Consider the following 26,155-nt stretch of genomic DNA (forward strand, 5'->3'; position numbering starts at 1 on the left):
ACAATGCGTGATGGGGGGCGTAATGCCCCTCATGATCGTGTAACTTTTATTGTTTATTTTTGAGGGTTACACTGGCGCTGGAGATCACCATGAACACCAGCCACGCACCCGAATTCCGCCAACTGGGCGACCACGTCGCCCTGGATCTGATCAACACCGTCGAGCAGAGTAGCGCCGGCCCGGTCGACCGATGGCAATCGGATGCGGACGTGGCGGGCTGGCTGGCGCTGGCGGGATTCGCCGCCGCGCAGGGCCCCGCGCCGGCCGGTCTGCTGGAAAGCGCGCGCGGCCTGCGCGAAACCGTTCGGGAGTTGGTCGCCCAGCGCAAGGCGCACGCGCCGCTGGCGCTTTCCGCGCTGAATCGCGCCCTGGCGGCGGGGGGCAGTCACCTCGAGCTTGCGCCGGCAGGCGATGGCAGTCTGGTGGTGTCGCGCCGTTATCCCTCGCAAACCGCAGCACAGTGGTTGCTGCCGGTGGCCGAGGCGGCGGCCGACCTGCTCGCGCATGGCGATTTTGGATTGGTGCGCAAGTGCGAAAGCGATGCGTGCTCGCTGTGGTTCTACGACAGGACGCGGTCGCACAAGCGGCGGTGGTGCAGCATGGCGCTGTGCGGCAACCGGCACAAGGTGGCGGCGTTCCGGCAGCGCGAGGCCGCGGACGCCAGTGCCAGGGCGAAATGACAACGATCGATGGTTCTCAGCCCGGCTCATGCCGGGCTTTTTCATTGGTGGCGTCGGGTTGATCTGGGAGCCGGGCGGCCCGCACCGCCACATTCCAGCACCGCATCACACGCCGATTCGATGTTGAGTAACCGGTAAATAGCCTATTGACAGGTTACGTAAAATGCGTAGACTGTGCCGTGAAGCTTCGAAATCCCATCGTCATTCCTTGCCCGAATACCGGAGATCCTCATGACCGCCCAGCCCGACAACACCGTCCATTACCGCCATGCGCAAGCCGACGGCCTGCGCTTCTTCTATCGCGAAGCCGGCGACCCGCAGGCGCCCGTGCTTTTGCTGCTGCACGGCTTTCCCACGTCTTCGCATCAGTTCCGCAACGTCATCCCGCAACTTGCCCAACACTTTCGCGTCATCGCGCCCGATCTGCCCGGATTCGGCTTTACCGAGGTTCCGGCCGAGCGCGGCTACCGCTACACCTTCGACAACCTGGCCAAGTCGCTGGAAGCGTTTGTCGACGAACTGGGGCTGACCCGCTACGCGATGTATTTCTTCGACTATGGCGCGCCGACCGGCTTGCGGCTGGCGGTGGCGCACCCCGAGCGGGTGACCGGTCTGGTTTCGCAGAACGGCAACGCGTATCTCGATGGCCTGGGCGACGCGTGGGCCCCCATCCGCGCCTATTGGAACGACCCGTCGCCCGCGAACCGCCAGACCATTCACGATGCCATCCTGAACTTCGAAGGCACCAAGTGGCAGTATGTGCACGGCGTGGCTGACCCGGACAGCGTCGCGCCCGAAGGCTATACGCTGGACGCGGCCCTGCTTGAACGGCCGGGCAACAAGGATATTCAGCTCGACCTGTTCCTGGACTACGCGAACAACCTGACGCAATACCCCGCCTTCCAGGCGTTCTTCCGTCAGGCCCAGGTACCCACGCTGGCGATCTGGGGCCGCAACGATCCGTTCTTCATTCCGCCGGGCGCCGAGGCCTATCGCCGCGACAACCCGGATGCCGTGGTTGAACTGCTGGACACCGGCCACTTCGCGCTGGAAACTCACGGCCAGTACATCGCCCAGCGCATCATCGATGTGTTGGGGCGCTGACCGACGGGGGCGTCCTGATGGTTGCCCCGGCCGGATTTCACGGCAGGAGCCTGCATGACGCGCCACTTTGACGACCTGCAGCTGGGCAGCATCGAGATGTTCTGCCTGGCTGCGGAACTCAGCAGTTTCACGGCCGCCGCCAATGCTGCGGGCGTCACGCCGGCAGCCGTCAGCCGCAGCGTCTCGCGGCTGGAGGCGCGGCTGGGCATTCGGCTGTTCGTGCGCAGCACGCGGCATATCCGGCTTAGCGACGAAGGGCGTGCCTATTTCGAGCAGGTGCGCCCCGCCATTGCGCAATTGGTCGACGCCGAACGCCAGGTGGGCGGGCAGGGCGCGGCCGGGCGGCTGCGCATCAGCCTGCCGACGCCCTATGCGCATTACCGCGTTCTGCCGCTGCTGCCCGCATTTCGCGACAAGTATCCCAACGTGGACGTGCACGTGCACATCAGCAACCGCAATGTCGATTTCGCCGATGACGGTTATGACCTGTCGGTGCGCGGGCGCGCGCCCGACGACTCGGCGCTGATCGCGCGCAAGCTGGAGGACGCGGAACTGGTGGTGGTCGGCGCGCCGGAATACCTGCGCCGGCGCGGCACGCCGCAAACGCTGGAGGATCTGGCTGCGCACGACTGCATCCAGTTCGACCGGCCTAGCAGCGGGCGGCGCATTCCGTGGACATTTCAGGTGGAGGGCGAAGCGGTCGACATCGTGACCGACGGCGCCTATGGCACGGCCGAGGATGTACTGGGCGGCGTGACGCTGGCCCGTGCGGGCGCCGGCCTCTTTCAGACGTATCGCTTCGTGGTCGAAGACGATCTGCGCGCGGGCAGGCTGACCGAGGTGCTGCAGCAACATGGCGGCAGCACCCGGCCGTTCGTGTTGTTGTACCCGCATGCCCGGCACATATCGCGCCGCGTGCGGGCGTTCGTCGATTTCCTGGTCGACAAGCTAGCGGACTGAGCGGCGTCAGACGCCTTTCAACTGCGCGATCACCACCAGGATCACTGCCGCGTTGCCTGGCTGCTGCGCAACCGAATTGGCGGTGCGCGCGTGGCCGGCCTTCTCGCCCAGCACCCGTGCAAACAGGCCGGACGCGCCATCCAGCACGGCGGGCTGATCCAGAAAGCCCGGCGCGCTGGCGACATAACCCTCGACGCGGACAAGGTGGTCCAGCCGGTCGAAGCTGCCGGTGTGCTGGCGGATCTGCGCCAGCACGTTCAGCGCGGCCAGTTCCGCGGCCTGCCGGCCCTGGTCAACGGTCAGCTCCACGCCGACGCGGCCCTGCCACACCACGCGCCCGTCGCGCAACGGCAATTGGCCCGAGATGAACAGCAGGTCGCCCGCCTGGCTGACGGCGGTGTACTGGCCCAGCGGCTGGGGGGCGGGCGGAAGGATCAGGCCAAGTTCGGCCAGTCTGGCTTCAATGGACATGGTGGGTCTCTCAAGGTGAGGACGCCCGCCGCGCGGCGGGCGGTCGTGGTGATGCTACCAATGACCCGCAGCGGCGCCGCCATCGACCGGAAGGATCGCGCCGGTGGTGTAGGCCGAATCGGTCAGATAGGTAACCGCACCGACAATGTCGTCCACCTTGCCCATGCGGCCGGCAGGCTGCAACGAATTCAGGAAGCCGAACGTGGCCGGATCGTGCATCGGCGTCTCGATGATGCCGGGCGCCACCGCGTTGACGCGGATGTTCCGGTCAGACAGTTCGATCGCCAACGCCCGCGTGGCGTGATTCAGGCCGCCCTTGATCAGCACGGGCAGTAGCGCCGGGACGCGGCTGCTGGGCTGCATGGCGATGCTGGCCGTGATGTTGACGATGTGGCCGTCGCGGTATTCCGACATGTGCGCGGCGGCCTGCTGGGTGATGTGGAAGAAGCCCTTCAGGTTGGTATCGATGATGCGGTCCAGGTCATCGTCGGTGTAGTCGCCCAGGGGCTTGGGAATGAAGATCCCCGCGTTGTTGACCAGCACGTCGATGCGGCCGAACCGCTCCGTGGCCTGGCGCACGATATCGCGGGCAGTGCTGGCCAGGGCGATGTCGCCGGCCACGGCCAGGAAGCGGTCGGGCAAGCCCAGGCCTTCCTTAGCCAGCCGCTCGGCGGCCGCGTTCAGGCCTTCCTGGCTGCGGGCGTTGCCCACCACGTTGTCGCCGCGGCGCAGGTATTCCTGCGCCAGGGCAAATCCGATTCCGCTGGACGCGCCTGTAATCACTACAGTCTTGTTCGACATTTCAATACTCCGGTTTGGCATTTGAGGGTGCCTGCGCGCTCAGACAGTGAGACGAACTATAGGAGCGGGCGCGCAGGCGATAAACGCCCGCGGCGGAACATGAATTGATACCTGGCGGAATAAGCGAGGCGGATCGCGCTGTGCGACGCCGCTGTCCGGCGATAAGATGCGCTACCCGTGCATAACGACAAACGGGAGGGAGACATCATGCATCGCTACACCCACAATGCGCTGCGCGGCCTGGCCGCGCTGGCGTTGATCCAGGGCGCCGTGCCCGCGCACGCCGCCGGCTATCCGGCCAAGCCCATCACCTTCATCGTGCCGTACACCGCGGGCGGCACGACCGATCTGGTCGCGCGCACGGCGGGCCAGAAAGTGGCCGAAAAGCTCGGGCAGCCGGTCATCGTCGAGAACCGTCCCGGCGCGGGCGGCAACATCGGCATGGACGCCGTCGCCAAGGCCGCGCCGGACGGCTACGTCATCGGCTTCGGCGCGATATCCACGAACGCGCTCAATCCGTTCGTGTACCCGAAAATGCCGTTCGATCCGACCAAGGATTTCACGGGCATCAGCATGCTGGGGGCGTCTTCCGTGGTGCTGGAGGTGGGCCCGTCGGTGAAGGTGGACAGTGTCAAGGACCTGGTCGCGTACGCCAAGGCGAATCCCAATACGTCGTACGGCACGCCCGGCACGGGCACCTCCATGCACCTGGCGGGGGTGATGTTCGACCAGTTGACCGGGGCCGGGATGCAGCACGTGCCCTACAAGGGCAGCGCCCAGGCGTTGAACGATCTGCTGGGCGGACACTTGCCGGTCATGTTCGACAACCTGCCCGCGTCGCTGCCGCACATCAATGCGGGCAAGGTCCGCGCGCTGGCGGTCACCGGCAGCAAGCGCGCGCCGGCGTTGCCCGACGTGCCGACGCTGGCCGAACTGGGGTATTCGGGCGCGGTCGTGGATCCGTGGTTCGCGGTCTATGGGCCGGCCGGCATGTCGCCCGACGTGACGCGCGTGCTGAGCGACGCCTTCCAGGCGGCGCTTGCGATGCCGGACGTCAAGGACAAGCTGGAGAAGGCCGGCTTCATGCCTTATGGCTCGTCGCCGCAGGAAGTCGAGCGGCTGACCCAAAGCCAGCACGAGGCCTTCAAGGCCTTGTCGCAGAAGGTGAAGCTGTCGGCGGATTGATCTGCAGTGCGGGGCTTGCGGGACGCGGGGGCGCCGAGGCCCGCGCGGGCCTCGCAGGTCCCGCTACCGGCCGCGAGCCAGCGCCTGTTCGCGCTGTTCTTCAAGCGCTTCACGGCGGATGAAGTCGCGCACGAAGGTGTCGGCCGGGTTGTGGTGCAGGTTGTAGGGCGTATCCCATTGCGCGATGCGGCCCTTGGCCATCACCCCGATGCGGTCGGCGATCGCGAACGCTTCGGCCTGGTTGTGCGTGACCAGGATCGCGGTGTGGCCTGTGGTCTTCAGGATCTCGCGCACCTCGAAGGCCAACCGCTCGCGGGTGTCCACATCCAGGTTTGAGAACGGTTCGTCCAGCAGCAACAGGTCGGGCGAGGGCGCAAGCGCGCGGGCCAGGGCCACACGTTGCTGCTGGCCGCCGGAAATCTCATGCGGATAGCTGTTGGCGGCGTGTGCCAGGCCGACAAGTTCCAACATTTCTTCGACACGGCGGGCGCGGTCCGGACGCGGCAGCTTGCGCAGGCCGAACGCCACGTTCAGCGCCACGGTCAGGTGCGGAAATAGCGCGTAGTCCTGGAACATCATGCCCACGCGGCGCAGCTCGGGCGCGACCTGTTCGGTGGGCGACGAGATCACCGTGCCGTCCAGCAGGATGCGGCCGGCGCGCACCGGCTCGAACCCGGCAATGGCGCGCAACACGGTGGTCTTGCCGCAGCCGGACTCGCCCAGCAGGCAGCCGATGTGGCCGGCGGGCAAGCCCAGCGACAGGTCCTGCACGATGGGTTTCAAGCCAGCGGGTGTGTCGTAGGCCAGGGAGATGTGGTCGATTTCTAGCAGATCGGGCACGATGATCAATGTCCCATTTTCAGATTGGTGCGCGCCAGCAGAATGACCGGCAGCAGGCCGGCCAGCACGATGGCCAGCGCGGCCACGGCGCCTTCTTCATACGTGCCGCGCGCGGCTTCCGCGTAAAGCCACGTGGCCAGGGTGTCGAAATTCATGGGGCGCAGCAGCAGGGTGGCGGGCAGTTCCTTCATGGCGTCCACGAACACCAGCAGCGCGCTCGCGGCCAACGCGGGCCGCAGCAACGGCAGGTGGACGCGGCGCAACGTGCCGCCGGAGGTTTCGCCAAGCAGGCGCGACGCTTGTTCCAAGGACGGCGGGATGCGCGCCAGGCCGGCTTCCAGCGCCCCGGTGGAAATCGCCAGGAAGCGGATCGCATAGGCGCACACCAGCGCGCCCATCGAGCCCATCAGGAACAGGCCCGTGCCGCCGAACACGCGCGCGACCGCGGTGTCGATCCACACGAAGGGGGTCAACAGGCCGATGGCCAGCACCGTGCCAGGCACCGCATAGCCCAGGCTGGCGATGCGCGCGCAGGCGCGGCCCGGATTGAAGCCGGCGCTTTCGCGCAGTGTGCGGCCCGCCCACGCAACGATCAGCCCGCAGAGCAGGGTGACCACGGTGGCGCTGGACGCGACGATCAGGGTGTTGCTCAGGCCGCCGATCAACTGGTCCGACACACCGCCCACCAGGTGAAGCCGCTTGTAGGTTTCAACGACCAGATACAGCGCCGGCGCGACAAACCCGATCAGGACGGGAATCCAGCCCAGCACGGCCGCGACGGCAGCCGCCGCGCCACGCAGCCGACGCGGCTGCATCGGGCGCATGCGCTGCGTGTTGGCGTAGCGCTGCCGCTTGCGGCCGTGGCGTTCCAGCAGAATCAGCCCGATGACGATCGCGAGCATGGTCAGCGCAATCTGCGCGGCGCCAGCCAGGTCTGAACGGGTGACCCAGGTGGTGTAGACGGAGACGGTCAGCGTTTGCACGCCGAGGAATTCGGAGGCCCCGATATCGTTCAGGGTCTCGAGCAGTGCCAGGCTCACGCCCACCACGATCGCGGGACGGGCCAGGGGCAGGGCGACACGGCAGAACACCGCCACGCGGCCCGCGCCCAACGTGCGGGCAGCTTCGAGCAGGCTGGCGGCCTGCGTCATGAACATGACGCGGGTGCTCAGGTAGACATAGGGGTACAGCACGAAGCCCAGGACAAAGATCGCGCCGTAGATGGAGCGCAGGTCGGGCAGGCGGAATTGGCGCGGGCTGTCGAAGCCGAGCATGGCGCGGATCGCCGACTGGATGGGCCCGATGGGGTGCAGCAGGTCCAGGTAGGCAAACGCAATGATGTAGGTGGGCACCGCCAGCGGCAGCAGGAGCGCCCAGGTCAGGACCCGGCGCGTGGGAAACTCATACGCGGTCACGAGCCATGCGGCGCCGGTGCCAAGCAAGGTCACGACGATGCCCACTCCGGCCAGCAGCATGACGGTATTCGCGAACGCCTGCGGCAGTACATAGCTGGCCAGATGCTGCCAGTGTTCCAGGCTGCCGCCCATCGCCCACCAGCCGAGCGTCAGTACCGGCGCCAGCACCGCCAGCGCGATCAGGGCCGCGCCAACCAGCCAGCCGGTTCCGCGTTCAGACCAGCGCAGCCGCAGCGGCGTGGGCAAGGATTGTGTGTGCATGCTTCAAAGTCGGTTGCATCAATGGCAAGGCCTGTTCCCCCGGAAAAGCGGGAACAGGCCCTACGCGATGCGCGTTGAAAGGCGCTCGCGTGTCACTGCATCAAGGTCACGCCATGCCCGAAGGCACGGCGGTCCGGCAGCTTATCAGTTGTCGAAGCCGACCTTGTCGACCAGTTCGCTGGCTTGCTTGCGATGCTTGGCGATCTCGGTCAAGGGCAGGGGATCGACCTTCAGTTCGCCGAAGCTTGCGATAACCGGGTCCAGCTTCACGCCCTTGCGGACGGGGTATTCGTAGTTGGCCTGCGCGTACAGGGCTTGGGCCGGTTCCGACACCAGGAAGTCCAGCAGCTTGACCGCGTTGGCCTTGTTGGGAGCGTGCGCCGCGACGGCCGCGCCGCTGACGTTCACGTGCGTGCCGCCGCTCTTGGCATTGGCGAAGGTCGGGCGGATGACCTTGATGGCATCGCCCCACTTGCGCGCGTCGGTGCCGGGCTCGGCGTTCTTCATGTGGCCGACATAGTAGGCGTTGGCCAGGCCGATGTCGCAGATGCCGCCCAGAATGTCGCGCGCCACGTCGCGGTCGCCGCCGGCGGCCTTGCGGGCCAGATTGGCCTTGACGCCGCGCAGCCATTTTTCGGTGGCCTCGGCGCCGTCATGCGCGATCATGGAAGCGACCAGCGCGGTGTTGTAGGGGTGCTGGCCGGAACGGATGCAGACCTTGCCCTTCCACTTGGGATCGGCCAGATCTTCGTAGCGGAAGGATTCCAGCTTCAGGTCCTTTTCGACATACAACACGCGGTCGCGCAGCGACAGGGCGTACCATTTGCCATCGGCGCCGCGCAGGTTGGCGGGAATGACCGAATTCAGCGTGTCGGACTTGACCGACTGCGTCACGCCGCCGTCCACCAGATCCAGCAGATTGCCGATATCCACCGTCATCAGCACATCGGCGGGCGACTTGGCGCCTTCGGCCTTGACGCGTTCCAGCAGACCGTCCTTGACGAAGACGGTGTTGACCTTGATGCCGCTTTCCTTGGTGAAAGCATCCAGCAGCGGCTGGATCAGCTTGGGTTCCCGGGTGGTGTACAGGCTGACTTCCTCGGCGGCGTTGGCCGACACGGTGAAGGCAGCGGCGCCGGCGAGCGCCAGCGCGCGCAGCAGGGAATTCAATTGGGGACGCTTGATCATGAAGGAACTCCAGCTAGGGCCGAAACAAGTGTTGCCGCACGGCTCCGCCTTAATTCGAGGCGCGCCATTGCGAAAAACGGTCTGCTAACGAAAATGATTATCAAGTGAGAACGCGACAATAACAGGAAGCATTGCGCCGTTCAACTAGCAGTAAGTGTTGGGTTCAAGACGTTGATCCCCGTCAAACTGGAATAAGGGTATTACGGAATAATGAGAGCAGTTATCATCAAGACCCTGTAGAATAGGGACAACCCTAATGCCGACCGCGGCCTTTTTTTTGCGGTTCGGAATGACCTCGCGGCACAGCCGGGCTTCGCCCGACCACGATCCGCCCTTACTGAATACGACATGGCTGCTTTCAACACTGAGCGCGTACTTAGCGTGCACCACTGGAACGACACCCTGTTTTCCTTCACCACGACGCGTGATTCGGCCTTGCGGTTCCACAACGGCCACTTCGTGATGATCGGCCTCGAAGTTGAAGGCAAGCCGCTGCTGCGGGCCTACAGCATCGCCAGCGCCAACTACGAAGAAAACCTCGAATTCCTCAGCATCAAGGTGCAGAACGGCCCGCTCACGTCGCGCCTGCAGCACTTGAAAGAAGGCGACACCATCCTCGTCAGCCGCAAGCCGGTCGGCACCCTCGTCGTCGACGACCTCAAGCCCGGCAAGCATCTGTTTCTGTTCGGCACCGGCACCGGCCTCGCGCCCTTCATGAGCATCATCAAGGACCCGGACGTCTACGAACGCTTCGACAAGGTCATCCTGGTGCACGGCGTGCGCTGGGTCAGCGAACTGGCTTACGCCAACTACATCGAAAACGAACTGCCGAACAACGAATTCTTCGGCGACATCGTGCGCGACAAGCTGGTCTACTACCCCACCGTGACGCGCGAACCTTTCCGCAATCAAGGCCGCATCACCGAACTGCTCGAAAACGGCAAGCTGTGCGCCGACATCGGCATTCCGCAAATCAACCCCGAAACCGACCGCGCCATGATCTGCGGCAGCCCGCACATGCTGGCTGACATCAGCGCCATGCTCGATAGCCGTGGCTTCGCGGTGTCGCCGGGCGTGGGCCAGCCGGGCGACTACGTCGTCGAGCGCGCCTTCGTGGACAAATAAGCCAAGCGGTTCCGGCTTTCTGGTTCAAAAAAAACCCATCGCAAGCGATGGGTTTTTTGCTTTGGTGCGCCTGGTGTGAATCACTCCGGCTGAATGCCCGCCTTCTTGATGATGTCGCCCCACTTCTTCGATTCCGCTTGCTGGAACTTTGCCAGCTCGTCGGGTGTCGACGACGCCGCGTCCGTGCCGGTCTGCGCGTAGAACTGCTGAGCGGGCTTGGCCTTGGTGGCATTGACCAGCAATTCGTTCAGGCGCTTGACCACGTCGGGCGGTGTGCCGGCCGGCGCATAGGCGGCAAACCAGTAGCCCATCTCGTAGCCGGGCACGCCGGCCTCCGAAATGGTCGGCACGTCGGGCGCCAGCGGCGAGCGTGCCTGGCCCGTGACGCCCAGCGCACGCAGCTTGCCGGACTTGACCTGCGGCAAGCCCGTGGCGGTGTCGGTGATCATCATGTCGATCTGGCCGCCCAGCAGGTCGGTGACGGCGAGCGGATTGCTCTTGTAGGGAACGTGCAGCAGTTGCACGTCGGCCATCTGCTGCAGCAGTTCACCGGCGATGCGGCTGCTGGAGCTGCCGCTGCCAAAGCTCAGCTTGCCCGGCGACTGCTTGGCCTGTGCCAGGAAGTCGCCTACCGTCTTGGCGGGCGAACTGGGATTGACGACCATGATCTGTCCGCCCTTGCCCAGCAGCGTGAGGGGCGCGAAATCCTTGACGGGATCGTAGGTCAGCGACTTGTACAGGTGCTCGTTGGCAGCATGCGTGGTGTTGGTGGTGATCAGGACCGTGTAGCCGTCGGGCGTTGCGCGCGCGCCGGCTGCCGCGCCGATCATCGCACTGGCGCCGGGCTTGTTCTCGATGACGACGGCTTGGCCGGTCTGTTCGGTGACACCCTGGCCGATGGCGCGGCCGATCTGATCGGTGGCGCTGCCGGCAGCGAACGGGACGATGAAGGTGATGGGCTTGGTCGGGAATTGCGCCATGGCCGAAAGGGGCAGGGCGGCGGCCAACAGCAGGGCCAGCCGGCCCTTGGTAGCGATGCGCATGTGTGTCTCCTGTGGTGTTTTTTTATCGGAACTGCAAATCAGGCGGCCGCGGGACGGTCGCCGGGTATGTCTGGCAGACGGCTCGCCAGCGCTGCGCTGACCTCCACCGTCATGTCCAGCAATCTGAAAGACAGGCTCTTGCCGTGCGTGTCGAGGTTCAGCGCGTCGTTGACGCCGCCGTCCAGCACGCCCTCCAGCACGAAATTCATTGCGTTGAGCATTGGCAGCGCATAGCGTGTCACACGTTTCGGATGGCGGTACGCGAACCACTGTGCGACGCGCGCTTCGGTCACTTGCGCGGCCAGCACGTCATAGCATTCGGGATCCCAGGCGATGAGGCTCAGGTTGGAGATATCTCCCTTGTCCCCGGATCGGCTGTGGGCCAGGCGGTACAGCGGCACGGCGAGCAAAGTCTGGTTCATGGCGCGATCTCCTCCAGAAAGTTCCAGCCGCTCTTTACGGCTTCGCGGGGAATGGTGCAGGACATCATGTTCAAGCGCGGGCGCAGTGCAGTGCGCACGCCGCCGCCGCCGGCCGGGCCGCAGGTATAGAGCGCGGTCACTTCGCGCAACACGCGTTCGGCCTGTGCGCGATCGGCGTTTTCGGTGGCCAGACGCAGCCGCACGTCGCGGGCATGGCTGTCGGGCAGCGCGCGGCGCATCTCGCCCGCGTCGTCGCCCAGGATGCTGATCGCGCCGATCAGGTCTGCGCGCAGCTTGTAGCCGGCGCCCAGGCGCTTCTGGACGATATCTGCCGCGAGCCGTGCTCGGGCTTCGGCCTGCACGCCCGCATATGAAATCTCCGCTTCAGCCAGCCAGCCGCCGCGATAGCAGACGTTCACCTTCAGTTCGTCGGGCCGGGCGTGACCCGTAATGCCATGGACCGCAACCCGGTTGCCGCCCAGTTCGACGACACGCGCCTGGCTCAGGTCCGCCACCACGTCGGGGGTCAGATACCGCGCCGGATCGTGGACTTCGTACAGCAATTGTTCTTTCACCGTGCGCGCGTCTACGGCGCCGCCGGTGCCATCGGCCTTGCCGATCACGAATTCGCCGTCGGCCTGGATCTCGGCGATGGGGAAACCGGCCGCATGGACGTCCGGCACTTCCTTCAGCCCCGGCACGCAGAAATAGCCGCCGGTCACCTGCAGCCCGCATTCGAGCATGTGGCCGGCCATGGTGGCACGTCCCAGACGCGGCCAGTCGGCGGGATCCCAGCCGAAGTGCGCCAGTGCCGGTCCCAGGGTCAGCGACGGGTCGGCCACGCGGCCGGCCACGACGATCTGCGCGCCGGCGGCCAGCGCCTCGGCGATTTCGGTGGCGCCCAGATAGGCAGTGGCGCTCACGATGTCCAGGCCGTCCAGTGCGGCGCCCAGTCGATGCGCCAGCAGGTCGCGATGCTCGGCGCCGTTCAGCGCGTCGCCATACACGACAGCGATGCGCGGAACCGGCAAGCCTTGTTCACGCGCCAGGTCGGCAATACGGCGCGCGGCGGCGGGCGGATTGGCCGCGCCGAAATTGCTGACGATGTTGATGCCGTGGCGCAGGCAGTCGCCCAGGACCGGACCCACCAGTTCGTCCAGCAGGGGTTCATAGCCGCGGTTCGGATCGTCGTTGCGCGCAAGCTGCGCCAGCGCCAGCGTGCGCTCAGCCAGCGTCTCGAAGATCAGCGTGCCGCCGCCTTGGGCGGCCAAGGTGCGGACCACGGCCGCAGCGCCATCGGTGCGATCGCCGGAAAATCCGGAGGCGCAGCCGATAAGCAAGGGAGATTGAGGCATGAGCAGTCCTGGCGCGTTCAAGGGGTTGGGACGACTATAGGCAAGGCGCGATCATCCGTAAAATAGAAAAATCGGATTGATTAATACAAGAAAGCCATGAATCTATCGTCCCGCCAATTGCGTGCCTTCGTGGCGCTTGCCGATGAACGGCACTTCACGCGTGCCGCGCAGCGCTGCCACCTGACGCAGCCGGCCTTCAGCGCGTTGATCCGTTCGCTGGAAGACAGTGCCGGCGTCCGGCTCTTTGATCGCAGCACGCGGCACGTCGAGCTGACTGCCGAAGGCCGCGTGCTGGACGCGACCGCGCGGCGCCTGCTGGCGGACATGGACCTTGCAATGGGCGATTTGCGGGATATGGCGGACCGCCGGCGGGGCAGGGTGACGCTGGCCGCGCTGCCGTCGCTTGCGGCGGGGTGGCTGCCGGATCTGCTGGCGCGCTTCCGGCAAGATCATCCTGGCATCGCGCTGGACCTGCGGGACGCCTTGCTCGATCCTTGCCTGGACATGGTGCAGAGCGGGGTGGCCGATTTTGCCGTGGCCTCGAGGCGGCCTGACATGACCGATCTGGATAGCGAATTCCTGCATGCCGATCGCTACTTTCTGGTGTGCCGCGTGGACCATCCTTTGGCGGACCAGCCTCGCGTGCGGCTACGCGACGTGCTGCGGCACCCGATCATCCAGCTTGCGCGCGGCAGCAGTGTGCGCAAACATCTGGACGAAGCGCTGGGCGCCGAGGCGCCGCTGCCGGTTTTCGAGGTCGAGCATCTGGCGACCGTCACGGGTCTTGTGCGTGCAGGGCTGGGTGTGTCGGTCGTACCCGCGATGACGCTTTTTCACTTCCGCAGCGCCGACCTGCGTGTCGTACCTTTGGCGGGCCGCGCCTTGACGCGGCCCCTGTATCTGGTGCGCCGTAAAGGACGCAGCCTGTCCGTGGCCGCGCAGGCGCTGGCCGAACTGCTGATTGCGCATCGTGGCGATATCGGCGGGGCAGGGCATCCGCCGGCTGCGCAGGATCAGTCCTAAACCCTCTTTACGGCGAACCGCTACTTTCGCAAAAGTCTATTGCTGGATAAACTCCGATAGTTGTAGCTTCTATCCGTCACCAGAAGGATTCCGCCCATGAGCAAGCAAATCATTCATACCGACACCGCGCCCGCCGCCGTCGGCCCTTACTCGCAAGCGGTTGCCGTCAGCGGCACCAAGACTGTCTATCTCTCGGGCCAGATCGGCCTGGAGCCTGGCACCGGCGACCTGGTCTCTGAAAACTTCGACGCGCAGGTGCGTCAGGCGTTTGCCAACATGCAGGAAGTCATCAAGGCTGCAGGCGGCACGCTGGAAAACGTGGTCAAGCTTACGCTGTTCCTGACCGACCTGGGCAAGTTCACGGCGGCCAACGCCATCATGGCCGAGATCATCCCCCAGCCGTTCCCGGCGCGCTCCACGATCGGCGTGGCCAGCCTGCCCAAGGGAGCACAGTTCGAAGTCGAAGCCATCATGGTCCTGTAAGGCGCGCCCGGACGTTTCATTTCAGGGGTTCGTTCCTACATGCCGGCCGCAGCCGTGGCCTCCAAGCGTACCGGCGCCGACAAGAACGGCGCCGGCAAACCGATGACGGATACGGAGCGCAAGCTTCGTAACCTGGGTTTGGTGCTGCCCGAGGACTTCGTGCTGCACCTGCCGCTGCGCTACGAAGACGAAACACGCATCATCCCGATCAGCTCGCTGCGCCCCGGCTTTGCCGGCCAGGTCGAAGGCGAGATCACCAAATCCGAAGTTCTGTACCGGCCGCGCCGCCAACTGACCGCCACACTGGCGGACGACAGCGGCGAACTGCAATTGCGCTGGCTAAACTTCTACCCCAGCCAGCAGAAACAAGTGACCGTGGGCAAGCGCCTGCGCGCCCGCGGCGAAGTGCGTGGCGGGCTGTTCGGCCGCGAGATGGTGCATCCGCGGCTGACCAATGCGGATTCGCCGCTGCCGACTGCTCTCACCCCCGTTTATCCCACTACCGAAGGGCTGCCTCAGCCGGCCTTGCGGCGCGCCATTGCACAGGCGCTGAATACTGCTGACCTATCCGACACGCTGCCCGAGGAGGCTCGCGCGCGCTACGACCTGCCGCCGTTCGAGCCCGCCATCCGCGCGCTGCACACGCCCGCGCAGGGCGAATCCGAACAGGCCTTGATGGATCGCGTGCACCCGGCATGGCGCCGCATCAAGTTCGACGAGCTGCTTGCGCAGCAGCTCTCGCTCGCCGCCGCGCGTGCGGCACGCCGCATCAAGGAAGCCGAATCGCTGCCGGTGCAGAACGGCGCAGGCGGGCTGGTCGCAAGGTTGTATGAAACGCTGCCGTTCAAGCTGACTGGCGCGCAGCAGCGCGTCGTGGAGGAAATCTCGGCGGATCTGGCCAAGCCGTATCCCATGCACCGGCTGTTGCAGGGCGACGTGGGCAGCGGCAAGACCGTCGTGGCGGCCATCGCGGCGGCGCAGGCCATTGCGGGCGGGGCGCAGGTGGCGCTGATGGCGCCCACGGAAATCCTGGCCGAGCAGCACTTTCGCAAGCTGGTGTCCTGGCTTTCCCCCCTGGGCGTGAACGTCGCGTGGTTGAGCGGCAGCCTGACCGCGAAAGCCCGGCGCGAAGCCGCGGCCGCCGCTGCCGACGGCAGCGTGCAGCTTGTGGTCGGCACGCAGGCGCTGATCCAGGATCACGTCGAGTTCCACCGGCTGGGCCTGTCCATCGTCGACGAGCAGCATCGCTTTGGCGTCGGCCAGCGTCTTGCGCTGACACGCAAAGGTGAAACTGTCCGCGGCCGCATCGTGCCGCATCAGCTCAACATGAGCGCCACGCCCATTCCGCGCACCCTCGCCATGACTTTTTTCGCCGATCTGGACGTGTCCGTGATCGACGAGTTGCCACCCGGCCGCAGCCCCGTCGTGACCAAACTGGTCTCGGACGCGCGGCGCGAAGAGGTTATCGCCCATATCGCGCAGGCCGCGCGCGGCGGCCAGCAGGCTTATTGGGTCTGTCCGCTGGTCGAGGAAAGCGAAGCCCTCGAATTGCAAACCGCCGTCGACACCTATGAAGGCATGCGGACCGATCTGCCGGACCTGCGGATCGGATTGGTGCACGGCCGCCTGCCGCAGGCCGAGAAGGCCGCCGTGATGCAGGCATTCCGCGACGGCGACATCGACCTGCTCGTCGCCACGACCGTCATTGAAGTCGGCGTGGACGTGCCGAACGCGTCGCTGATGGTGATTGAACACGCCGAGCGCTTCGGCCTTGCCCAACTTCACCAGTTGCGCGGGCGCGTGGGGCGGGGCACGGCCGAGTCCGTGTGCGTGCTGCTCTACCAGACGCCGCTTTCGCAGGTTGCGCGCGAACGGCTGCGCGCCATGTTCGAAACGTCCGACGGCTTCGAGATCGCCCGGCGCGACCTGGAACAGCGCGGCCCGGGTGAATTCCTGGGCACACGTCAGTCGGGCATGGCGCTCCTGCGCTTTGCCGACCTGGAGACCGACGCCGCGATCGCCGAAGACGCGCGCGACGCTGCCGTGTGGTTGCGCGCCGAACATCCCGCCGTCGTCGAGGCCCATCTGGCCCGCTGGATGCGTGGCCGCGAAGACTTCCTGCGCACCTGACATGCGGCCCATCCACTCTCTTGAATCCTCAAGCGCCGGCCACCGGGCCGGCGCGTAACCCCGGGGGCGTAGTCCACCATGACTCTCACCGAACTCAAGTACATCGTCGCCGTCGCCCGCGAGCGGCACTTTGGCCGCGCGGCCGAGGCCTGTTTCGTCAGCCAGCCGACGCTGTCCGTGGCCATCCGCAAACTCGAGGACGAACTGGGCGTGACCCTGTTCGAACGCGGCGGCTCCGAAGTCGGCGTGACGCCCATCGGCCAGCGCATCGTCGCGCAGGCGCAGAAGGTGCTCGAGGAAAGCGCCAGCATCAAGGAGATCGCCCGGCAGGGCCACGATCCGCTGGCCGGCCCGCTACGCGTTGGCGTGATCCACACCATCGGACCCTACCTGCTGCCCAAGCTGGTGCCCGTGCAGATCGGCCGCACGCCGCAGATGCCGCTCCTGCTGCAGGAAAACTTCACCGTCCGTCTCGTCGAACTGCTGCGCCAGGGCGAGATCGACTGCGCCATCATGGCCTTGCCGCTGCCCGAAGCCGGCCTGGTCATGCAGCCGCTCTACGACGAGCCCTTCGTGGTGGCCGTGCCCAACGACCATGAACTGGCCCAGCGCAAGTCCATCGACGCCCAGGATCTGAAACAGCAGACCATGCTGCTGCTGGGCAGTGGCCATTGCTTCCGCGATCAGGTGCTTGAAGTCTGTCCGGAACTGTCGCGCTTTTCGGCCGCTAGCGATGGCATCCAGCGCACCTTCGAAGGCTCCTCGCTCGAAACCATCCGCCACATGGTCGCGGCCGGCATCGGCGTCACCGTGCTTCCGGTCACCGCCGTCCCCGAAAACCCGCCCTCCAACAGCCTGTTGCGCTATCTGCCGTTCGAAGGCCATGTGCCCGAGCGCCGCGTCGTCCTTGCATGGCGGCGCAGCTTCCCGCGCCTGGCGGCAATCGAAGCGCTGGCGCAGGCCGTCTATGAATGCGAGCTGCCGGGCGTGAAGATGCTGGCCGGCGAAGCGGCGGCCGTGCAAGATTGAACGCTAAACGACGGCCAATGGCCGGCGCGGTTTTGCGTGGGCGTCATTGCGAAAGACGCGCCCCATGCACCGCGTCAATTGGTCGCAGCCCATCGTGAGAACGGCGCCTCCACAACGCCTGTTCTGTCGTGTTTGCAGTGGTATTCTTATTTCCGCCTTTTTCCATAGGAGCTAGCAATGGCCAAGTCCACCAAGAAGACCTCGAGCGTTCCGCGCATCAACATCGGTATTTCGGACAAGGACCGCGCCGCGGTTACCGGCGAACTGTCCAAGTTGCTGGCCGATTCATACACGCTGTACCTGATGACGCACAACTTCCACTGGAACGTCACGGGGCCCATGTTCAACACGCTGCATCAGATGTTCATGACGCAGTACACCGAAGAATGGAACGCGCTGGACAGCATCGCCGAGCGTATCCGCGCGCTGGGCCACTACGCGCCGGGCACGTATCGCGAATACGCCAAGCTGTCATCGATCTCTGAACCGGAAACCGTGCCGGACGCGCTGGAAATGGTGCGCCTGCTGGTGGACGGCAACGAATCGGTCGCCAAGACCGCCCGCGCAGCCTTCGAAAAGGCCGACGCCGCCAACGACCAGCCCACGGCCGACCTGCTGACGCAACGTCTGGACGTGCATGAAAAGAACGCGTGGATGCTGCGCAGCCTGCTGCAGTAATCGGTACGGCCGGCTTTCTTCAAGGAAGGGCGGCCGATTCCTCAGGCTCAAGTTAAATGGCCGTCCGGATGGGCGGCCATTTTTTTAACAACGGGACTCCAGCTACAAGTCGTACACCGGAATCGGCGGAATGCGTTTGGCCGGCGGCGGAATTCGCCACGACGCTCTGCGGCGCAGCGCGCCCAGCAGTTTCAGCCCCTGTGGCCAGTCGTCCAGGCCGCTTTCCGCATTGATATGACCGGCGCCGGGCAGGACGACGACACGGCTTCCCCAGTCCGCCGCGAAGACGCGCGCGCGTTCCAGCGTGCAATAGGGATCGTTGTCGCTGGCAACCACCACGCTCTGAAAAGGCAGCGGCTGGCGCGAAATGGGCGCGAAGGCGCGCAGGCATTCGGGCATGTCGGCGCGTTCGACGTCGGCGGGCGCGACCAGCAGCGCGCCTGCGACCTTGGCGCGCAAGGGCACGGGCAGGGCGGCGCTGATCAGGCAGCCGAGGCTGTGCGCGACGAGCAGGACCGGGCTGCGGGCTTCGTCGACCTCGGCGGTCAGACGGGATATCCAATCGGCCGCGCGGGGATTTTCCCAGTCGTGCTGCTCGATGCGCCGGGCGTTGGGCAACAGGGCCTGCCACCGGGACTGCCAGTGGTCGGGGCCGGAGTTTTTCCAGCCCGGGACGATTATCGGTTGGAGTCTCATGCGGCACATGATGCCGCCGCCGTTTAGTAACTCAAACGAATTAATGGTCTTTTGCATATACGGCGTTCGGAATAAGGCCGGCGGTGCGAGTCATGCCGCGGTGCAATAAAAAAACCCCGGAAAACCCTGCGCCAACCGGCCCAAAAGCCGCGAAATTTCAGTGTATGCTTGCCGGGCAAATGCACCGCCAACGGGCATGACATCTACGTTTCCGGCCGTCAGCCCGTTGATGGATCAACGATTAAAAGTCATTCGAGGAGTCCACTCATGAAGCCAGTTTTCCGTCTGACCCCGGTCATCGCAGCGCTGGGCGTCGCCGCTGGTTTGACGTTTGGCGCGGCCGCGCACGCGCAGACCATCAAGATCGGCGTCGTCGGCCCCACCACCGGCGCGGTCACGCAGTATGGCGATATGGTCCGTGAAGGGGTCGATACCGCGGTCGAGCGCATCAACGCCGCTGGCGGCATCAATGGCAAGAAGCTGGAAACCGTGGTCATCGACGACGGCTGCGAACCCAAGCAGGGTCCCAACGCCGCCAACCGCGTCGTCAACAGCAAGATCGGTTTCGTCGTGGGCCACGTGTGCTCGGGCGCCACCATTGCCGCCGCCGACATCTACAACAACGAAGGCGTGGTCATGGTGACCCCGTCGGCCACGTCGCCGGCACTGACCGACGGCAAGAACTACGAGTTCATCTTCCGCACCATTGGCCGTGACGACCAGCAAGGTCCCGCCGCCGCCAAGTTCATCCTCGACAAGATCAAGCCCAAGAAGGTCGCCGTGCTGCACGACAAGCAGTCGTATGGCCAGGGCATCGCCACCGCGGTCAAGAACGACCTGGAAAAGGGCGGCGTGGCCGTTGCCGTGTTCGAAGGCATCAACGCGGGTGACAGCGACTACTCGGCGGTCATCACCAAGCTCAAGAGCCAGGGCGTGGATTTCGTCTACTACGGCGGCTACCACCCCGAAATGGGCCTGTTGCTGCGCCAGGCGGCCGAACAGGGCGTGAAGGCCAAGTGGATGGGTCCGGAAGGCACGGGCAACCCGGACATCAACGCCATCGCGGGCGACGCCGTCGAAGGCATGCTGCTGACGCTGCCGGCCGACTTCACGCAGAACGCGGCCAACGCCGACATCGTCAAGGCTTTCGAAGCCAAGAAGCGCAATCCCAGCGGCGCGTTCCAGATGACCGCCTACGCGGCCACGCAAGTCATCGCGGACGGCATCAAGGGCGCGGGCTCGGACGATCCCACCAAGGTGGCCAAGTACCTGCACGCCAATTCCTTCGACACGCCGATCGGCAAGGTGTCGTGGAACAAGCAGGGTGACCTGACGAACTTCCAATTCGACGTGTTCACCTGGCACAAGGACGGCTCCAAGACCGTCTACAAGTAAATCACTGCGCGGCGGGCCGTTCCAGGCCCGCTTCACGCGAACGAACGGCGGCGCGTGTTGGATGCAGCGCATCTGGCCACACGCATCAGGCGCTGCAAAAGAGAACCGGGCCGCAAGCGATCAGCTTGCGGCCCGGTTTGTTTTTGCGGGGCGTGGGGCAGAAGGCTGACGCCCCGCCGACTTACAGGCCCTGGACGCGGCGGCCGGTGTCGGCCTCGAACCAGTGCAGGGGATGGCGGCCGTCCGGGCCCACGTTGACCTGCATGCCGACCTTGGCGGACGACTCGGAAAGCTGGCGCGTCGTGCAGCGCACGACCAGCGTGCTCTTGCCGCAGCGGGCGTGCACGAGTTGCTCGGAACCCAACGTCTCGACCATTTCGACTTCGGCGGGAATGCCCTGGGTGTTCAGCAGCATGTGCTCGGGGCGCATGCCCATGATGATCTTGCGGCCGCGGACCTGCGAGGGAACCTGCAGCGGCGAGATCTCGAGCTGGTTGCCGTCGGCGGTCTGCACCGTGCCGTCGCCGGCGACCTGGACTTCCATCAGGTTCATCGGGGGCGAGCCGATGAAGCCGGCGACGAATGTCGAGGCGGGCTTTTCAAACACTTCCATCGGGGTGCCGATCTGCTCGGGAACGCCCTGATACATGACGATCATGCGGTGCGCCAGCGTCATGGCCTCGACCTGATCGTGCGTCACGTACAGGCTGGTCGTGCCCAGGCGGCGATGCAGCTTCATGATTTCCAGACGCATCGCCACGCGCAGCTTGGCGTCCAGGTTGGACAGCGGCTCGTCGAACAGGAACACCTTGGGTTCACGCACGATGGCGCGGCCCATCGCGACGCGCTGGCGCTGGCCGCCCGAAAGCGCGCGCGGACGGCGGTCCAGCAGGTGACCCAGTTCCAGGATCTGCGCGGCGATGTCGACGCGCTTCTTGATCTCGTCCTTGGAGAATTTGCGGATCTTCAAGCCATAGGCCATGTTCTCGAACACGGTCATGTGCGGGTAGAGCGCGTAGTTCTGGAACACCATGGCGATGTCTCGCTCGGCGGGTTCCAGGTTGTTGACGACCTTGTCGTCGATGACGATGTCGCCGCTGGTCACGGTTTCCAGGCCGGCGACCATGCGCATCAGCGTGGATTTGCCGCAGCCCGACGGGCCGACGATGACGATGAATTCACCGTCCTTGACGTCCATGTCGATGCCATGGATGACCGGCACGTTGCCGGCATAGGTTTTCTTGACGTTGCGGAAGCTGAGAGTAGCCATGAGTTATTCGTGTTCGAAGTCGTTTTCGGTAGGCGAGGGATGGGCGCGATCACTTCTCAGTGTCGACCAGACCCTTGACGAACCATTTCTGCATCAGGATGACGACCAGCGCCGGCGGGATCATCGCGAGCATGGCGGTGGCCATGGTGATGTTCCATTCGGTCACGCTGTCGCCGCCGCTGATCATCCGCTTGATGCCGATGACGACGGGGTACATGTCTTCCTGCGTGGTGACCAACAGGGGCCACAGATATTGGTTCCAGCCGTAGATGAACTGAATCACGAACAGCGCGGCGATGCTGGTCTTGGACAAGGGCAGCAGCACGTCAAAGAAGAAGCGCACGGGACCGGCGCCGTCGATACGCGCAGCCTCGATCAGCTCGTCCGGCACCGTCAGGAAGAACTGGCGGAACAGGAACGTGGCCGTGGCGGACGCGATCAGCGGCAGGGTCAGGCCCGCATAGCTGTTGAGCAGGCCCAGATCGGCCACGACCTTGTAGGTGGGCGCGATGCGGACTTCGACCGGCAGCATGAGCGTGACGAAGATCATCCAGAAAAAGAACATGCGGCCCGGAAAGCGGAAGTACACGACCGCAAAAGCCGACAGCAGCGAGATCGCGATCTTGCCGATCGAGATCGCCAGCGCCATGATCAGGCTCACGTACATCATGCGGCCGACGGGCGCGCCCGACGAGCCGCCTGACGAACCGCCAAAAAGCGCCTGCATGTAGTTGTCCACGAAATGCGGACCGGGAATCAGGGACATCGGCGCCTGAGCAACTTCCTGCGCGGTCTGGGTGGACGCGACGAAAGTGACGTAGAGCGGAAATGCCACCATCGCCACGCCGCAAAGCAGAATGACGTGGGCCAGAATATCCAGCCAGGGACGGCGTTCAACCATTGTTATCAGCCTCGGACAAGATCAATACTGCACTTTGCGGTCGACGTACCGGAACTGTACGACCGTCAAGGCAACCACAATGAACATCAGGACGACGGACTGGGCGGCGGACGAACCGAGGTCCAGACCGCGGAAGCCGTCGCTGTACACCTTGTAGACCAGGATCGAGGTCGCCGTGCCCGGGCCGCCTTGCGTCGTCGTGTCGATCACGGCAAACGTGTCGAAGAAGGCGTAGATGATGTTGACCACCAGCAGGAAGAACGTGGTGGGCGACAGCAGCGGGAAGACGATGGTCCAGAAGCGGCGCGCGGGGCTGGCGCCGTCGATCGCGGCGGCTTCGATGAGCGAGCGCGGGATCGATTGCAGGCCGGCCAGGAAGAACAGGAAGTTGTACGACACCTGCTTCCAGACGGCCGCGATGATCACCAGGGTCATCGCCTGGTTGCCGTCCAGGCGGGGATTCCAGTCCACGCCCGATTTGCGCAGGGCCACGGCCAGGATGCCGACCGACGGCGAGAACAGGAACAGCCACAGCACGCCGACGACGGCGGGCGCCACGGCATACGGCCAGATGAGCAGGGTCTTGTAGAGCCCGGCGCCGCGGATCACGCGGTCGGCCATCACGGCCAGCACCAGTGACACGCCAAGGCCAACGCCGGCCACCAGCACCGAGAATACGGCGGTGACGCGGAAGGAATCCAGGTAGCTCTGTTGCGAGAACAGTTCCATGAAGTTGTCCAGGCCGACGAACTGCGAGGACAGACCGAAGGGATCTTCAAGGCGCATGGACTGCCACATGGCTTGTCCGGCGGGCAGGAAGAAGAACACCACGGTAATGATCAGCTGCGGCAGGAGCAGCAGATAGGGCAAGGTCTTGTGCCCGAATACAACGCGTTTTTCCATAGGGGGAACCCAAGGTACAGAAAAGCGGCGGTTGAAATAACCGCCGCCTGAAACCGCCAGCGCGCGTGTCGCGCGTGGCGCCCGGAGCCCGAAAGCACCGGCACTCATAAAAAGCACGATAGGCTTAAAGCCCCTGAAAAACCAGGGCTTTAAGCCTCGTATGTCCTTGTCGCAACATGGAAAATGCCGATTGACAAGGCGGCGGTCAAGTCGCGCGAAAGGGCGTTACTTTACACTCTTCTCGAACTTTTCCAGCAGCTCGTTGCCGCGCTTGACGATGTTCTCGGCGCCGTCCTTGGGAGCAACCTTGCCCGAGACGATGCGTTCGATTTCAGCATCCTCGATTTCGCGGATCTGGGGCAGGAAGCCAAGACGCAGGCCGCGCGATTGGGCGGTGGTTTCGACGTTCAATTGCTTGACGCCGACTTCGGTGCCCGGGTTCTTGTCGTAGAAGCCTTCCTTCTTGGTCAGCTCGTAGGCGGCCTTGGTGACGGGCACGTAGCCGGTCTGCTGGTGCCAGCGGGCGGCGATTTCGGGGCTGGCCAGGAACTTGAAGAACGCGGTCACGCCCTTGTAGGTTTCGGGCTTCTTGTTGGCAAAGACCCACAGCGAGGCGCCGCCGATGATGGTGTTCTGCGGCGCGCCTTGCACGTCGGCGTAGTAGGGCAGCGTCGAGGTGCCGAATTCGAACTTGGCGTTCTTGGCGATGTTGGCGCGCAGGCCGGACGAACCGGTGATCATGGCGCACTTGCCGCTGATGAACAGCGAGTTCGGCTCGTCGCCGCGCCCGCCGTACATGAAGATGCCTTCCTTGCCGAGCTTGGCCAGGTTTTCCAGGTGACGCACGTGCAGCGGGGTGTTGATGGCGATGCGCGCATCCAGGCCGCCGAAACCGTTGTCTTTGGTGGCGTACGGCACGTTGTGCCAGGCCGAGAAGGTCTCGAGCTGGGTCCACGACGGCCACGACGTGGTGTAGCCGCATTCCTGGCCAGCGGCCTTCAGCTTCTGGCCGGCGGCGGCCAGTTCTTCCCAGGTCTTGGGGGGATTGTCGGCGTCCAGGCCAGCCTTCTTGAAGGCGTCCTTGTTGTAGTAGAAGACGACGGTCGAGCTGTTGAACGGCATCGACACCAGTTTGCCGTCGGCCGACGAGTAGTAGCCGGCCACGGCGCCGATGAATTCCTTGGGATCGATCGGGTTGCCGGCTTCTTCGGACATCTGTTGCACCGGCTTGATGGCGCCCTTGGCGTACATCATGGTGGCGGTGCCGACTTCGAATACCTGCAGGATGTCCGGCGCGTTGCCGGCGCGGAACGCGGCGATGCCGGCGTTCATGGATTCACCGTAGTTGCCCTTGTAGATGGCCTTGACCTGGTAGTCGGGGTTCTGCTTGTTGAATTCCTCGACCAGGCCGTTGACGCGGTCGCCCAGGGCGCCTTCCATCGAATGCCAGAACTGGATCTCGGTGGCTGCTTGCGCGGAAGCGCCGGCGAAAGCCGTCATGATGGCGGCAAAGGTCAGTGCAATACGATGGGATCGCATAAAGGGTTCTCCAGTTGGGCGTGTTGCGAACGGGTTGTCCGGCCGCATGAAACACGACACCTTATGAATTGTTTGTGACAAAACCGTGACTTTCACATCACTCCCTGCGCCTGTCAAATTGCGCGTTTCAGGCGCGAACGAACATTTCGCCGCGCTATCCGCAGGGAGCCGACCGTTTACAATCGCCGCCTATGGAAAACGAACTTTCGATTGCGTTCACCGGCGCGGGCAGACGGCCGCCTGCGACGGCCTCGCGCGCGGCTGCCAAAGTATGCGCCGTGCGGGGCGTTCATGTCATTGACATAAACGAGCAAGCGCGCGGTGCCGGGCAGGGTCGTGACACGGCCGGTGTGCGGGTTTGTGGCGCCCCGCGCGCGTATGCTGGCGGGCTGTTCGCCGGCGCGACACGGAACATGCAAGGTGTTGCGGCTTGGAGACGTCATTCGTCGCGCATTGACGGGCCGATGACGCGCATGGCGAGCGCCGGACGGGCGCGCGGCGCGGCCGAGGCGGGTCGCAAATGAAACCTTCCGCCGTGCGCTTTCCCGCCATGACGCGCCTGCAGTTCGGCATTTCGGTGCTGTGCATGCTGGCCGTCGTGGTGGGTTCCAATATCCTGGTCCAGGTGCCGCTCAATGACTGGCTGACATGGGGCGGGCTGTCGTATCCGGTGGCTTTCCTGGTCACCGATGTTCTCAACCGGCGATTCGGCCCGGCCGCCGCCCGGCGCGTGGTGTGGTTTGGCTTTGCCGCCGCACTGGCGGTGTCGGTCTGGGTGGCGTCGCCGCGCATTGCGTTGGCGTCGGGGCTGGCTTATATATGTGCGCAGCTCGTCGACATCCAGGTGTTCGACCGCCTGCGCGACCAGCGCTGGTGGCGCGCGCCGCTGGCGTCGGGCGTGCTGGGCGCCATATTGGATACGGCGGTGTTCTTCAGCGTGGCATTCGCCGCTACCGGGGCGCCGTGGGTCACATGGATGCTGGGCGATCTGGCGATCAAGCTGGTCGTCAATATCAGCATGCTGGCGCCATTCCGTGCCTTGATGTGGAATCTGGCAAAGCCTGCAAACGCCTAGCCAAACTTCAACCCGCCTTCGCGGCGTAATGAATGCGCGCGTCCGATGCTGATCTCAGCAGGGCGCGCGTTTTTCATTAATGCGCCGGACATTATGTCTGAGGCCTTTCCGCGGCATGTAGTAAGTCCCGCGTAAGCACTGTATTTAAATGCGAGTTTAAACACCGTATTAATCCACTCGGTA

The 26,155-nt window shown here is 64.7% G+C and carries 25 protein-coding genes; 12 read left to right on the top strand and 13 right to left on the bottom strand.

Going from position 1 to position 26,155, the window contains the following annotated elements:
- The first annotated feature begins 89 nt into the window (after window positions 1-89).
- From KW836_RS14640 to KW836_RS14650, 3 genes are all read left to right on the top strand, one after another.
- A complete protein-coding gene (locus tag KW836_RS14640; protein WP_218343723.1) occupies window positions 90-680 on the top strand; it encodes an ABATE domain-containing protein in 591 nt (196 codons plus the stop codon).
- Between the two features lie 231 nt (window positions 681-911).
- Window positions 912-1,784, top strand: a complete 873-nt coding sequence (locus tag KW836_RS14645; protein ID WP_175136601.1) for an alpha/beta fold hydrolase — start codon at window positions 912-914, stop codon at window positions 1,782-1,784.
- 54 nt (window positions 1,785-1,838) lie between these two features.
- Window positions 1,839-2,744, top strand: a complete 906-nt coding sequence (locus KW836_RS14650) for a LysR family transcriptional regulator (RefSeq protein ID WP_175121660.1) — start codon at window positions 1,839-1,841, stop codon at window positions 2,742-2,744.
- Window positions 2,745-2,750: 6 nt separating this feature from the next.
- Here the strand turns inward: KW836_RS14650 and KW836_RS14655 are convergent, their stop codons facing one another.
- Together KW836_RS14655 and KW836_RS14660 are read right to left on the bottom strand one after the other, a co-directional pair.
- A complete protein-coding gene (locus tag KW836_RS14655; protein WP_218343725.1) occupies window positions 2,751-3,215 on the bottom strand; it encodes a RidA family protein in 465 nt (154 codons plus the stop codon).
- A 54-nt stretch (window positions 3,216-3,269) separates the two neighbouring features.
- Window positions 3,270-4,016 carry an SDR family NAD(P)-dependent oxidoreductase gene (locus tag KW836_RS14660; RefSeq protein ID WP_218343726.1) on the bottom strand — a complete coding sequence of 249 codons (747 nt, stop codon included), beginning with the start codon at window positions 4,014-4,016 and terminating at the stop codon, window positions 3,270-3,272.
- Between the two features lie 207 nt (window positions 4,017-4,223).
- On the opposite strand from KW836_RS14660, the gene KW836_RS14665 reads away from it, so the two are divergent.
- A complete protein-coding gene (locus tag KW836_RS14665; RefSeq protein WP_175121657.1) occupies window positions 4,224-5,201 on the top strand; it encodes a tripartite tricarboxylate transporter substrate binding protein in 978 nt (325 codons plus the stop codon).
- 63 nt (window positions 5,202-5,264) lie between these two features.
- On the opposite strand, the gene KW836_RS14670 is transcribed toward KW836_RS14665, so the two are convergent.
- The 3 genes from KW836_RS14670 to KW836_RS14680 all read right to left on the bottom strand — a co-directional run bounded on the left by KW836_RS14670 (window position 5,265) and on the right by KW836_RS14680 (window position 8,905).
- The gene (locus KW836_RS14670; RefSeq protein ID WP_218343727.1) at window positions 5,265-6,041 is read right to left on the bottom strand and encodes an ABC transporter ATP-binding protein; all 777 of its coding nucleotides are present in this window, start codon (window positions 6,039-6,041) and stop codon (window positions 5,265-5,267) included.
- Window positions 6,042-6,046: 5 nt separating this feature from the next.
- On the bottom strand, window positions 6,047-7,717 hold the full coding sequence (locus KW836_RS14675; protein WP_175185340.1) for an iron ABC transporter permease: 1,671 nt from the start codon (window positions 7,715-7,717) through the stop codon (window positions 6,047-6,049).
- A gap of 144 nt (window positions 7,718-7,861) precedes the next feature.
- Entirely contained in the window at window positions 7,862-8,905 is a 1,044-nt protein-coding gene (locus tag KW836_RS14680) for a Fe(3+) ABC transporter substrate-binding protein (RefSeq protein WP_105238804.1), read from the bottom strand.
- Between the two features lie 348 nt (window positions 8,906-9,253).
- Between KW836_RS14680 and KW836_RS14685 the strand changes: the two genes are divergently transcribed.
- Window positions 9,254-10,030: a ferredoxin--NADP reductase gene (locus tag KW836_RS14685; RefSeq protein ID WP_175121654.1), complete on the top strand. Its 777-nt coding sequence runs from the start codon at window positions 9,254-9,256 to the stop codon at window positions 10,028-10,030.
- Between the two features lie 80 nt (window positions 10,031-10,110).
- On the opposite strand, the gene KW836_RS14690 is transcribed toward KW836_RS14685, so the two are convergent.
- The 3 genes from KW836_RS14690 to KW836_RS14700 are packed head-to-tail and all read right to left on the bottom strand — an operon-like array spanning window position 10,111 to window position 12,850.
- Window positions 10,111-11,073 carry a tripartite tricarboxylate transporter substrate binding protein gene (locus KW836_RS14690; protein WP_175136599.1) on the bottom strand — a complete coding sequence of 321 codons (963 nt, stop codon included), beginning with the start codon at window positions 11,071-11,073 and terminating at the stop codon, window positions 10,111-10,113.
- 38 nt (window positions 11,074-11,111) lie between these two features.
- The gene (locus tag KW836_RS14695; RefSeq protein ID WP_218343728.1) at window positions 11,112-11,495 is read right to left on the bottom strand and encodes a hypothetical protein; all 384 of its coding nucleotides are present in this window, start codon (window positions 11,493-11,495) and stop codon (window positions 11,112-11,114) included.
- The gene (locus KW836_RS14700) at window positions 11,492-12,850 is read right to left on the bottom strand and encodes an acyclic terpene utilization AtuA family protein (RefSeq protein WP_218343729.1); all 1,359 of its coding nucleotides are present in this window, start codon (window positions 12,848-12,850) and stop codon (window positions 11,492-11,494) included. The genes KW836_RS14695 and KW836_RS14700 overlap by 4 nt, the downstream gene beginning before the upstream one ends.
- A 96-nt stretch (window positions 12,851-12,946) precedes the next feature.
- Between KW836_RS14700 and KW836_RS14705 the strand changes: the two genes are divergently transcribed.
- The 5 genes from KW836_RS14705 to KW836_RS14725 all read left to right on the top strand — a co-directional run bounded on the left by KW836_RS14705 (window position 12,947) and on the right by KW836_RS14725 (window position 18,193).
- The gene (locus KW836_RS14705) at window positions 12,947-13,873 is read left to right on the top strand and encodes a LysR family transcriptional regulator (RefSeq protein ID WP_175136596.1); all 927 of its coding nucleotides are present in this window, start codon (window positions 12,947-12,949) and stop codon (window positions 13,871-13,873) included.
- Between the two features lie 96 nt (window positions 13,874-13,969).
- Window positions 13,970-14,356: a Rid family detoxifying hydrolase gene (locus tag KW836_RS14710; protein ID WP_056561027.1), complete on the top strand. Its 387-nt coding sequence runs from the start codon at window positions 13,970-13,972 to the stop codon at window positions 14,354-14,356.
- A gap of 39 nt (window positions 14,357-14,395) precedes the next feature.
- Window positions 14,396-16,486: an ATP-dependent DNA helicase RecG gene (gene recG, locus KW836_RS14715; protein WP_218343730.1), complete on the top strand. Its 2,091-nt coding sequence runs from the start codon at window positions 14,396-14,398 to the stop codon at window positions 16,484-16,486.
- Between the two features lie 78 nt (window positions 16,487-16,564).
- A complete protein-coding gene (locus tag KW836_RS14720; RefSeq protein ID WP_175121648.1) occupies window positions 16,565-17,515 on the top strand; it encodes a LysR substrate-binding domain-containing protein in 951 nt (316 codons plus the stop codon).
- A 177-nt stretch (window positions 17,516-17,692) separates the two neighbouring features.
- The gene (locus KW836_RS14725; protein WP_175121647.1) at window positions 17,693-18,193 is read left to right on the top strand and encodes a Dps family protein; all 501 of its coding nucleotides are present in this window, start codon (window positions 17,693-17,695) and stop codon (window positions 18,191-18,193) included.
- Window positions 18,194-18,295: 102 nt separating this feature from the next.
- Here the strand turns inward: KW836_RS14725 and KW836_RS14730 are convergent, their stop codons facing one another.
- Window positions 18,296-18,889: an alpha/beta hydrolase gene (locus tag KW836_RS14730; RefSeq protein ID WP_175136577.1), complete on the bottom strand. Its 594-nt coding sequence runs from the start codon at window positions 18,887-18,889 to the stop codon at window positions 18,296-18,298.
- A 267-nt stretch (window positions 18,890-19,156) separates the two neighbouring features.
- Between KW836_RS14730 and KW836_RS14735 the strand changes: the two genes are divergently transcribed.
- Window positions 19,157-20,284 (top strand): branched-chain amino acid ABC transporter substrate-binding protein, encoded by a 1,128-nt coding sequence (locus tag KW836_RS14735; protein ID WP_175136576.1) that lies wholly within the window; start codon window positions 19,157-19,159, stop codon window positions 20,282-20,284.
- Window positions 20,285-20,465: 181 nt separating this feature from the next.
- On the opposite strand, the gene KW836_RS14740 is transcribed toward KW836_RS14735, so the two are convergent.
- From KW836_RS14740 to ugpB, 4 genes are all read right to left on the bottom strand, one after another.
- On the bottom strand, window positions 20,466-21,554 hold the full coding sequence (locus KW836_RS14740; RefSeq protein WP_175121632.1) for a sn-glycerol-3-phosphate import ATP-binding protein UgpC: 1,089 nt from the start codon (window positions 21,552-21,554) through the stop codon (window positions 20,466-20,468).
- Between the two features lie 49 nt (window positions 21,555-21,603).
- Window positions 21,604-22,455 carry a sn-glycerol-3-phosphate ABC transporter permease UgpE gene (ugpE, locus tag KW836_RS14745; RefSeq protein WP_175121631.1) on the bottom strand — a complete coding sequence of 284 codons (852 nt, stop codon included), beginning with the start codon at window positions 22,453-22,455 and terminating at the stop codon, window positions 21,604-21,606.
- A gap of 21 nt (window positions 22,456-22,476) precedes the next feature.
- Entirely contained in the window at window positions 22,477-23,358 is an 882-nt protein-coding gene (gene ugpA / locus KW836_RS14750) for a sn-glycerol-3-phosphate ABC transporter permease UgpA (RefSeq protein WP_175121630.1), read from the bottom strand.
- A gap of 225 nt (window positions 23,359-23,583) precedes the next feature.
- A complete protein-coding gene (gene ugpB / locus KW836_RS14755) occupies window positions 23,584-24,897 on the bottom strand; it encodes a sn-glycerol-3-phosphate ABC transporter substrate-binding protein UgpB (protein ID WP_175121629.1) in 1,314 nt (437 codons plus the stop codon).
- 520 nt (window positions 24,898-25,417) lie between these two features.
- Here ugpB and KW836_RS14760 point away from each other — a divergent pair.
- On the top strand, window positions 25,418-25,972 hold the full coding sequence (locus KW836_RS14760) for a queuosine precursor transporter (RefSeq protein WP_175121628.1): 555 nt from the start codon (window positions 25,418-25,420) through the stop codon (window positions 25,970-25,972).
- Window positions 25,973-26,155 lie beyond the last annotated feature (183 nt).

It is taken from the genome of Achromobacter sp. ACM05, assembly GCF_019218915.1.
Classification (GTDB): Bacteria; Pseudomonadota; Gammaproteobacteria; order Burkholderiales; family Burkholderiaceae_B; genus Achromobacter; species Achromobacter animicus.

Excerpts from the sequence above, each read along its gene's own strand:
- KW836_RS14640 (WP_218343723.1), top strand. The coding sequence starts at position 90 with ATGAACACCAGCCACGCACCCGAATTCCGCCAACTGGGCGACCACGTC.
- KW836_RS14645 (WP_175136601.1), top strand. The coding sequence starts at position 912 with ATGACCGCCCAGCCCGACAACACCGTCCATTACCGCCATGCGCAAGCC.
- KW836_RS14650 (WP_175121660.1), top strand. The coding sequence starts at position 1,839 with ATGACGCGCCACTTTGACGACCTGCAGCTGGGCAGCATCGAGATGTTC.
- KW836_RS14655 (WP_218343725.1), bottom strand. The coding sequence starts at position 3,215 with ATGTCCATTGAAGCCAGACTGGCCGAACTTGGCCTGATCCTTCCGCCC.
- KW836_RS14660 (WP_218343726.1), bottom strand. The coding sequence starts at position 4,016 with ATGTCGAACAAGACTGTAGTGATTACAGGCGCGTCCAGCGGAATCGGA.
- KW836_RS14665 (WP_175121657.1), top strand. The coding sequence starts at position 4,224 with ATGCATCGCTACACCCACAATGCGCTGCGCGGCCTGGCCGCGCTGGCG.
- KW836_RS14675 (WP_175185340.1), bottom strand. The coding sequence starts at position 7,717 with ATGCACACACAATCCTTGCCCACGCCGCTGCGGCTGCGCTGGTCTGAA.
- KW836_RS14680 (WP_105238804.1), bottom strand. The coding sequence starts at position 8,905 with ATGATCAAGCGTCCCCAATTGAATTCCCTGCTGCGCGCGCTGGCGCTC.
- KW836_RS14685 (WP_175121654.1), top strand. The coding sequence starts at position 9,254 with ATGGCTGCTTTCAACACTGAGCGCGTACTTAGCGTGCACCACTGGAAC.
- KW836_RS14690 (WP_175136599.1), bottom strand. The coding sequence starts at position 11,073 with ATGCGCATCGCTACCAAGGGCCGGCTGGCCCTGCTGTTGGCCGCCGCC.
- KW836_RS14695 (WP_218343728.1), bottom strand. The coding sequence starts at position 11,495 with ATGAACCAGACTTTGCTCGCCGTGCCGCTGTACCGCCTGGCCCACAGC.
- KW836_RS14700 (WP_218343729.1), bottom strand. The coding sequence starts at position 12,850 with ATGCCTCAATCTCCCTTGCTTATCGGCTGCGCCTCCGGATTTTCCGGC.
- KW836_RS14705 (WP_175136596.1), top strand. The coding sequence starts at position 12,947 with ATGAATCTATCGTCCCGCCAATTGCGTGCCTTCGTGGCGCTTGCCGAT.
- KW836_RS14710 (WP_056561027.1), top strand. The coding sequence starts at position 13,970 with ATGAGCAAGCAAATCATTCATACCGACACCGCGCCCGCCGCCGTCGGC.
- recG (WP_218343730.1), top strand. The coding sequence starts at position 14,396 with ATGCCGGCCGCAGCCGTGGCCTCCAAGCGTACCGGCGCCGACAAGAAC.
- KW836_RS14720 (WP_175121648.1), top strand. The coding sequence starts at position 16,565 with ATGACTCTCACCGAACTCAAGTACATCGTCGCCGTCGCCCGCGAGCGG.
- KW836_RS14725 (WP_175121647.1), top strand. The coding sequence starts at position 17,693 with ATGGCCAAGTCCACCAAGAAGACCTCGAGCGTTCCGCGCATCAACATC.
- KW836_RS14730 (WP_175136577.1), bottom strand. The coding sequence starts at position 18,889 with ATGAGACTCCAACCGATAATCGTCCCGGGCTGGAAAAACTCCGGCCCC.
- KW836_RS14735 (WP_175136576.1), top strand. The coding sequence starts at position 19,157 with ATGAAGCCAGTTTTCCGTCTGACCCCGGTCATCGCAGCGCTGGGCGTC.
- KW836_RS14740 (WP_175121632.1), bottom strand. The coding sequence starts at position 21,554 with ATGGCTACTCTCAGCTTCCGCAACGTCAAGAAAACCTATGCCGGCAAC.
- ugpE (WP_175121631.1), bottom strand. The coding sequence starts at position 22,455 with ATGGTTGAACGCCGTCCCTGGCTGGATATTCTGGCCCACGTCATTCTG.
- ugpA (WP_175121630.1), bottom strand. The coding sequence starts at position 23,358 with ATGGAAAAACGCGTTGTATTCGGGCACAAGACCTTGCCCTATCTGCTG.
- ugpB (WP_175121629.1), bottom strand. The coding sequence starts at position 24,897 with ATGCGATCCCATCGTATTGCACTGACCTTTGCCGCCATCATGACGGCT.
- KW836_RS14760 (WP_175121628.1), top strand. The coding sequence starts at position 25,418 with ATGAAACCTTCCGCCGTGCGCTTTCCCGCCATGACGCGCCTGCAGTTC.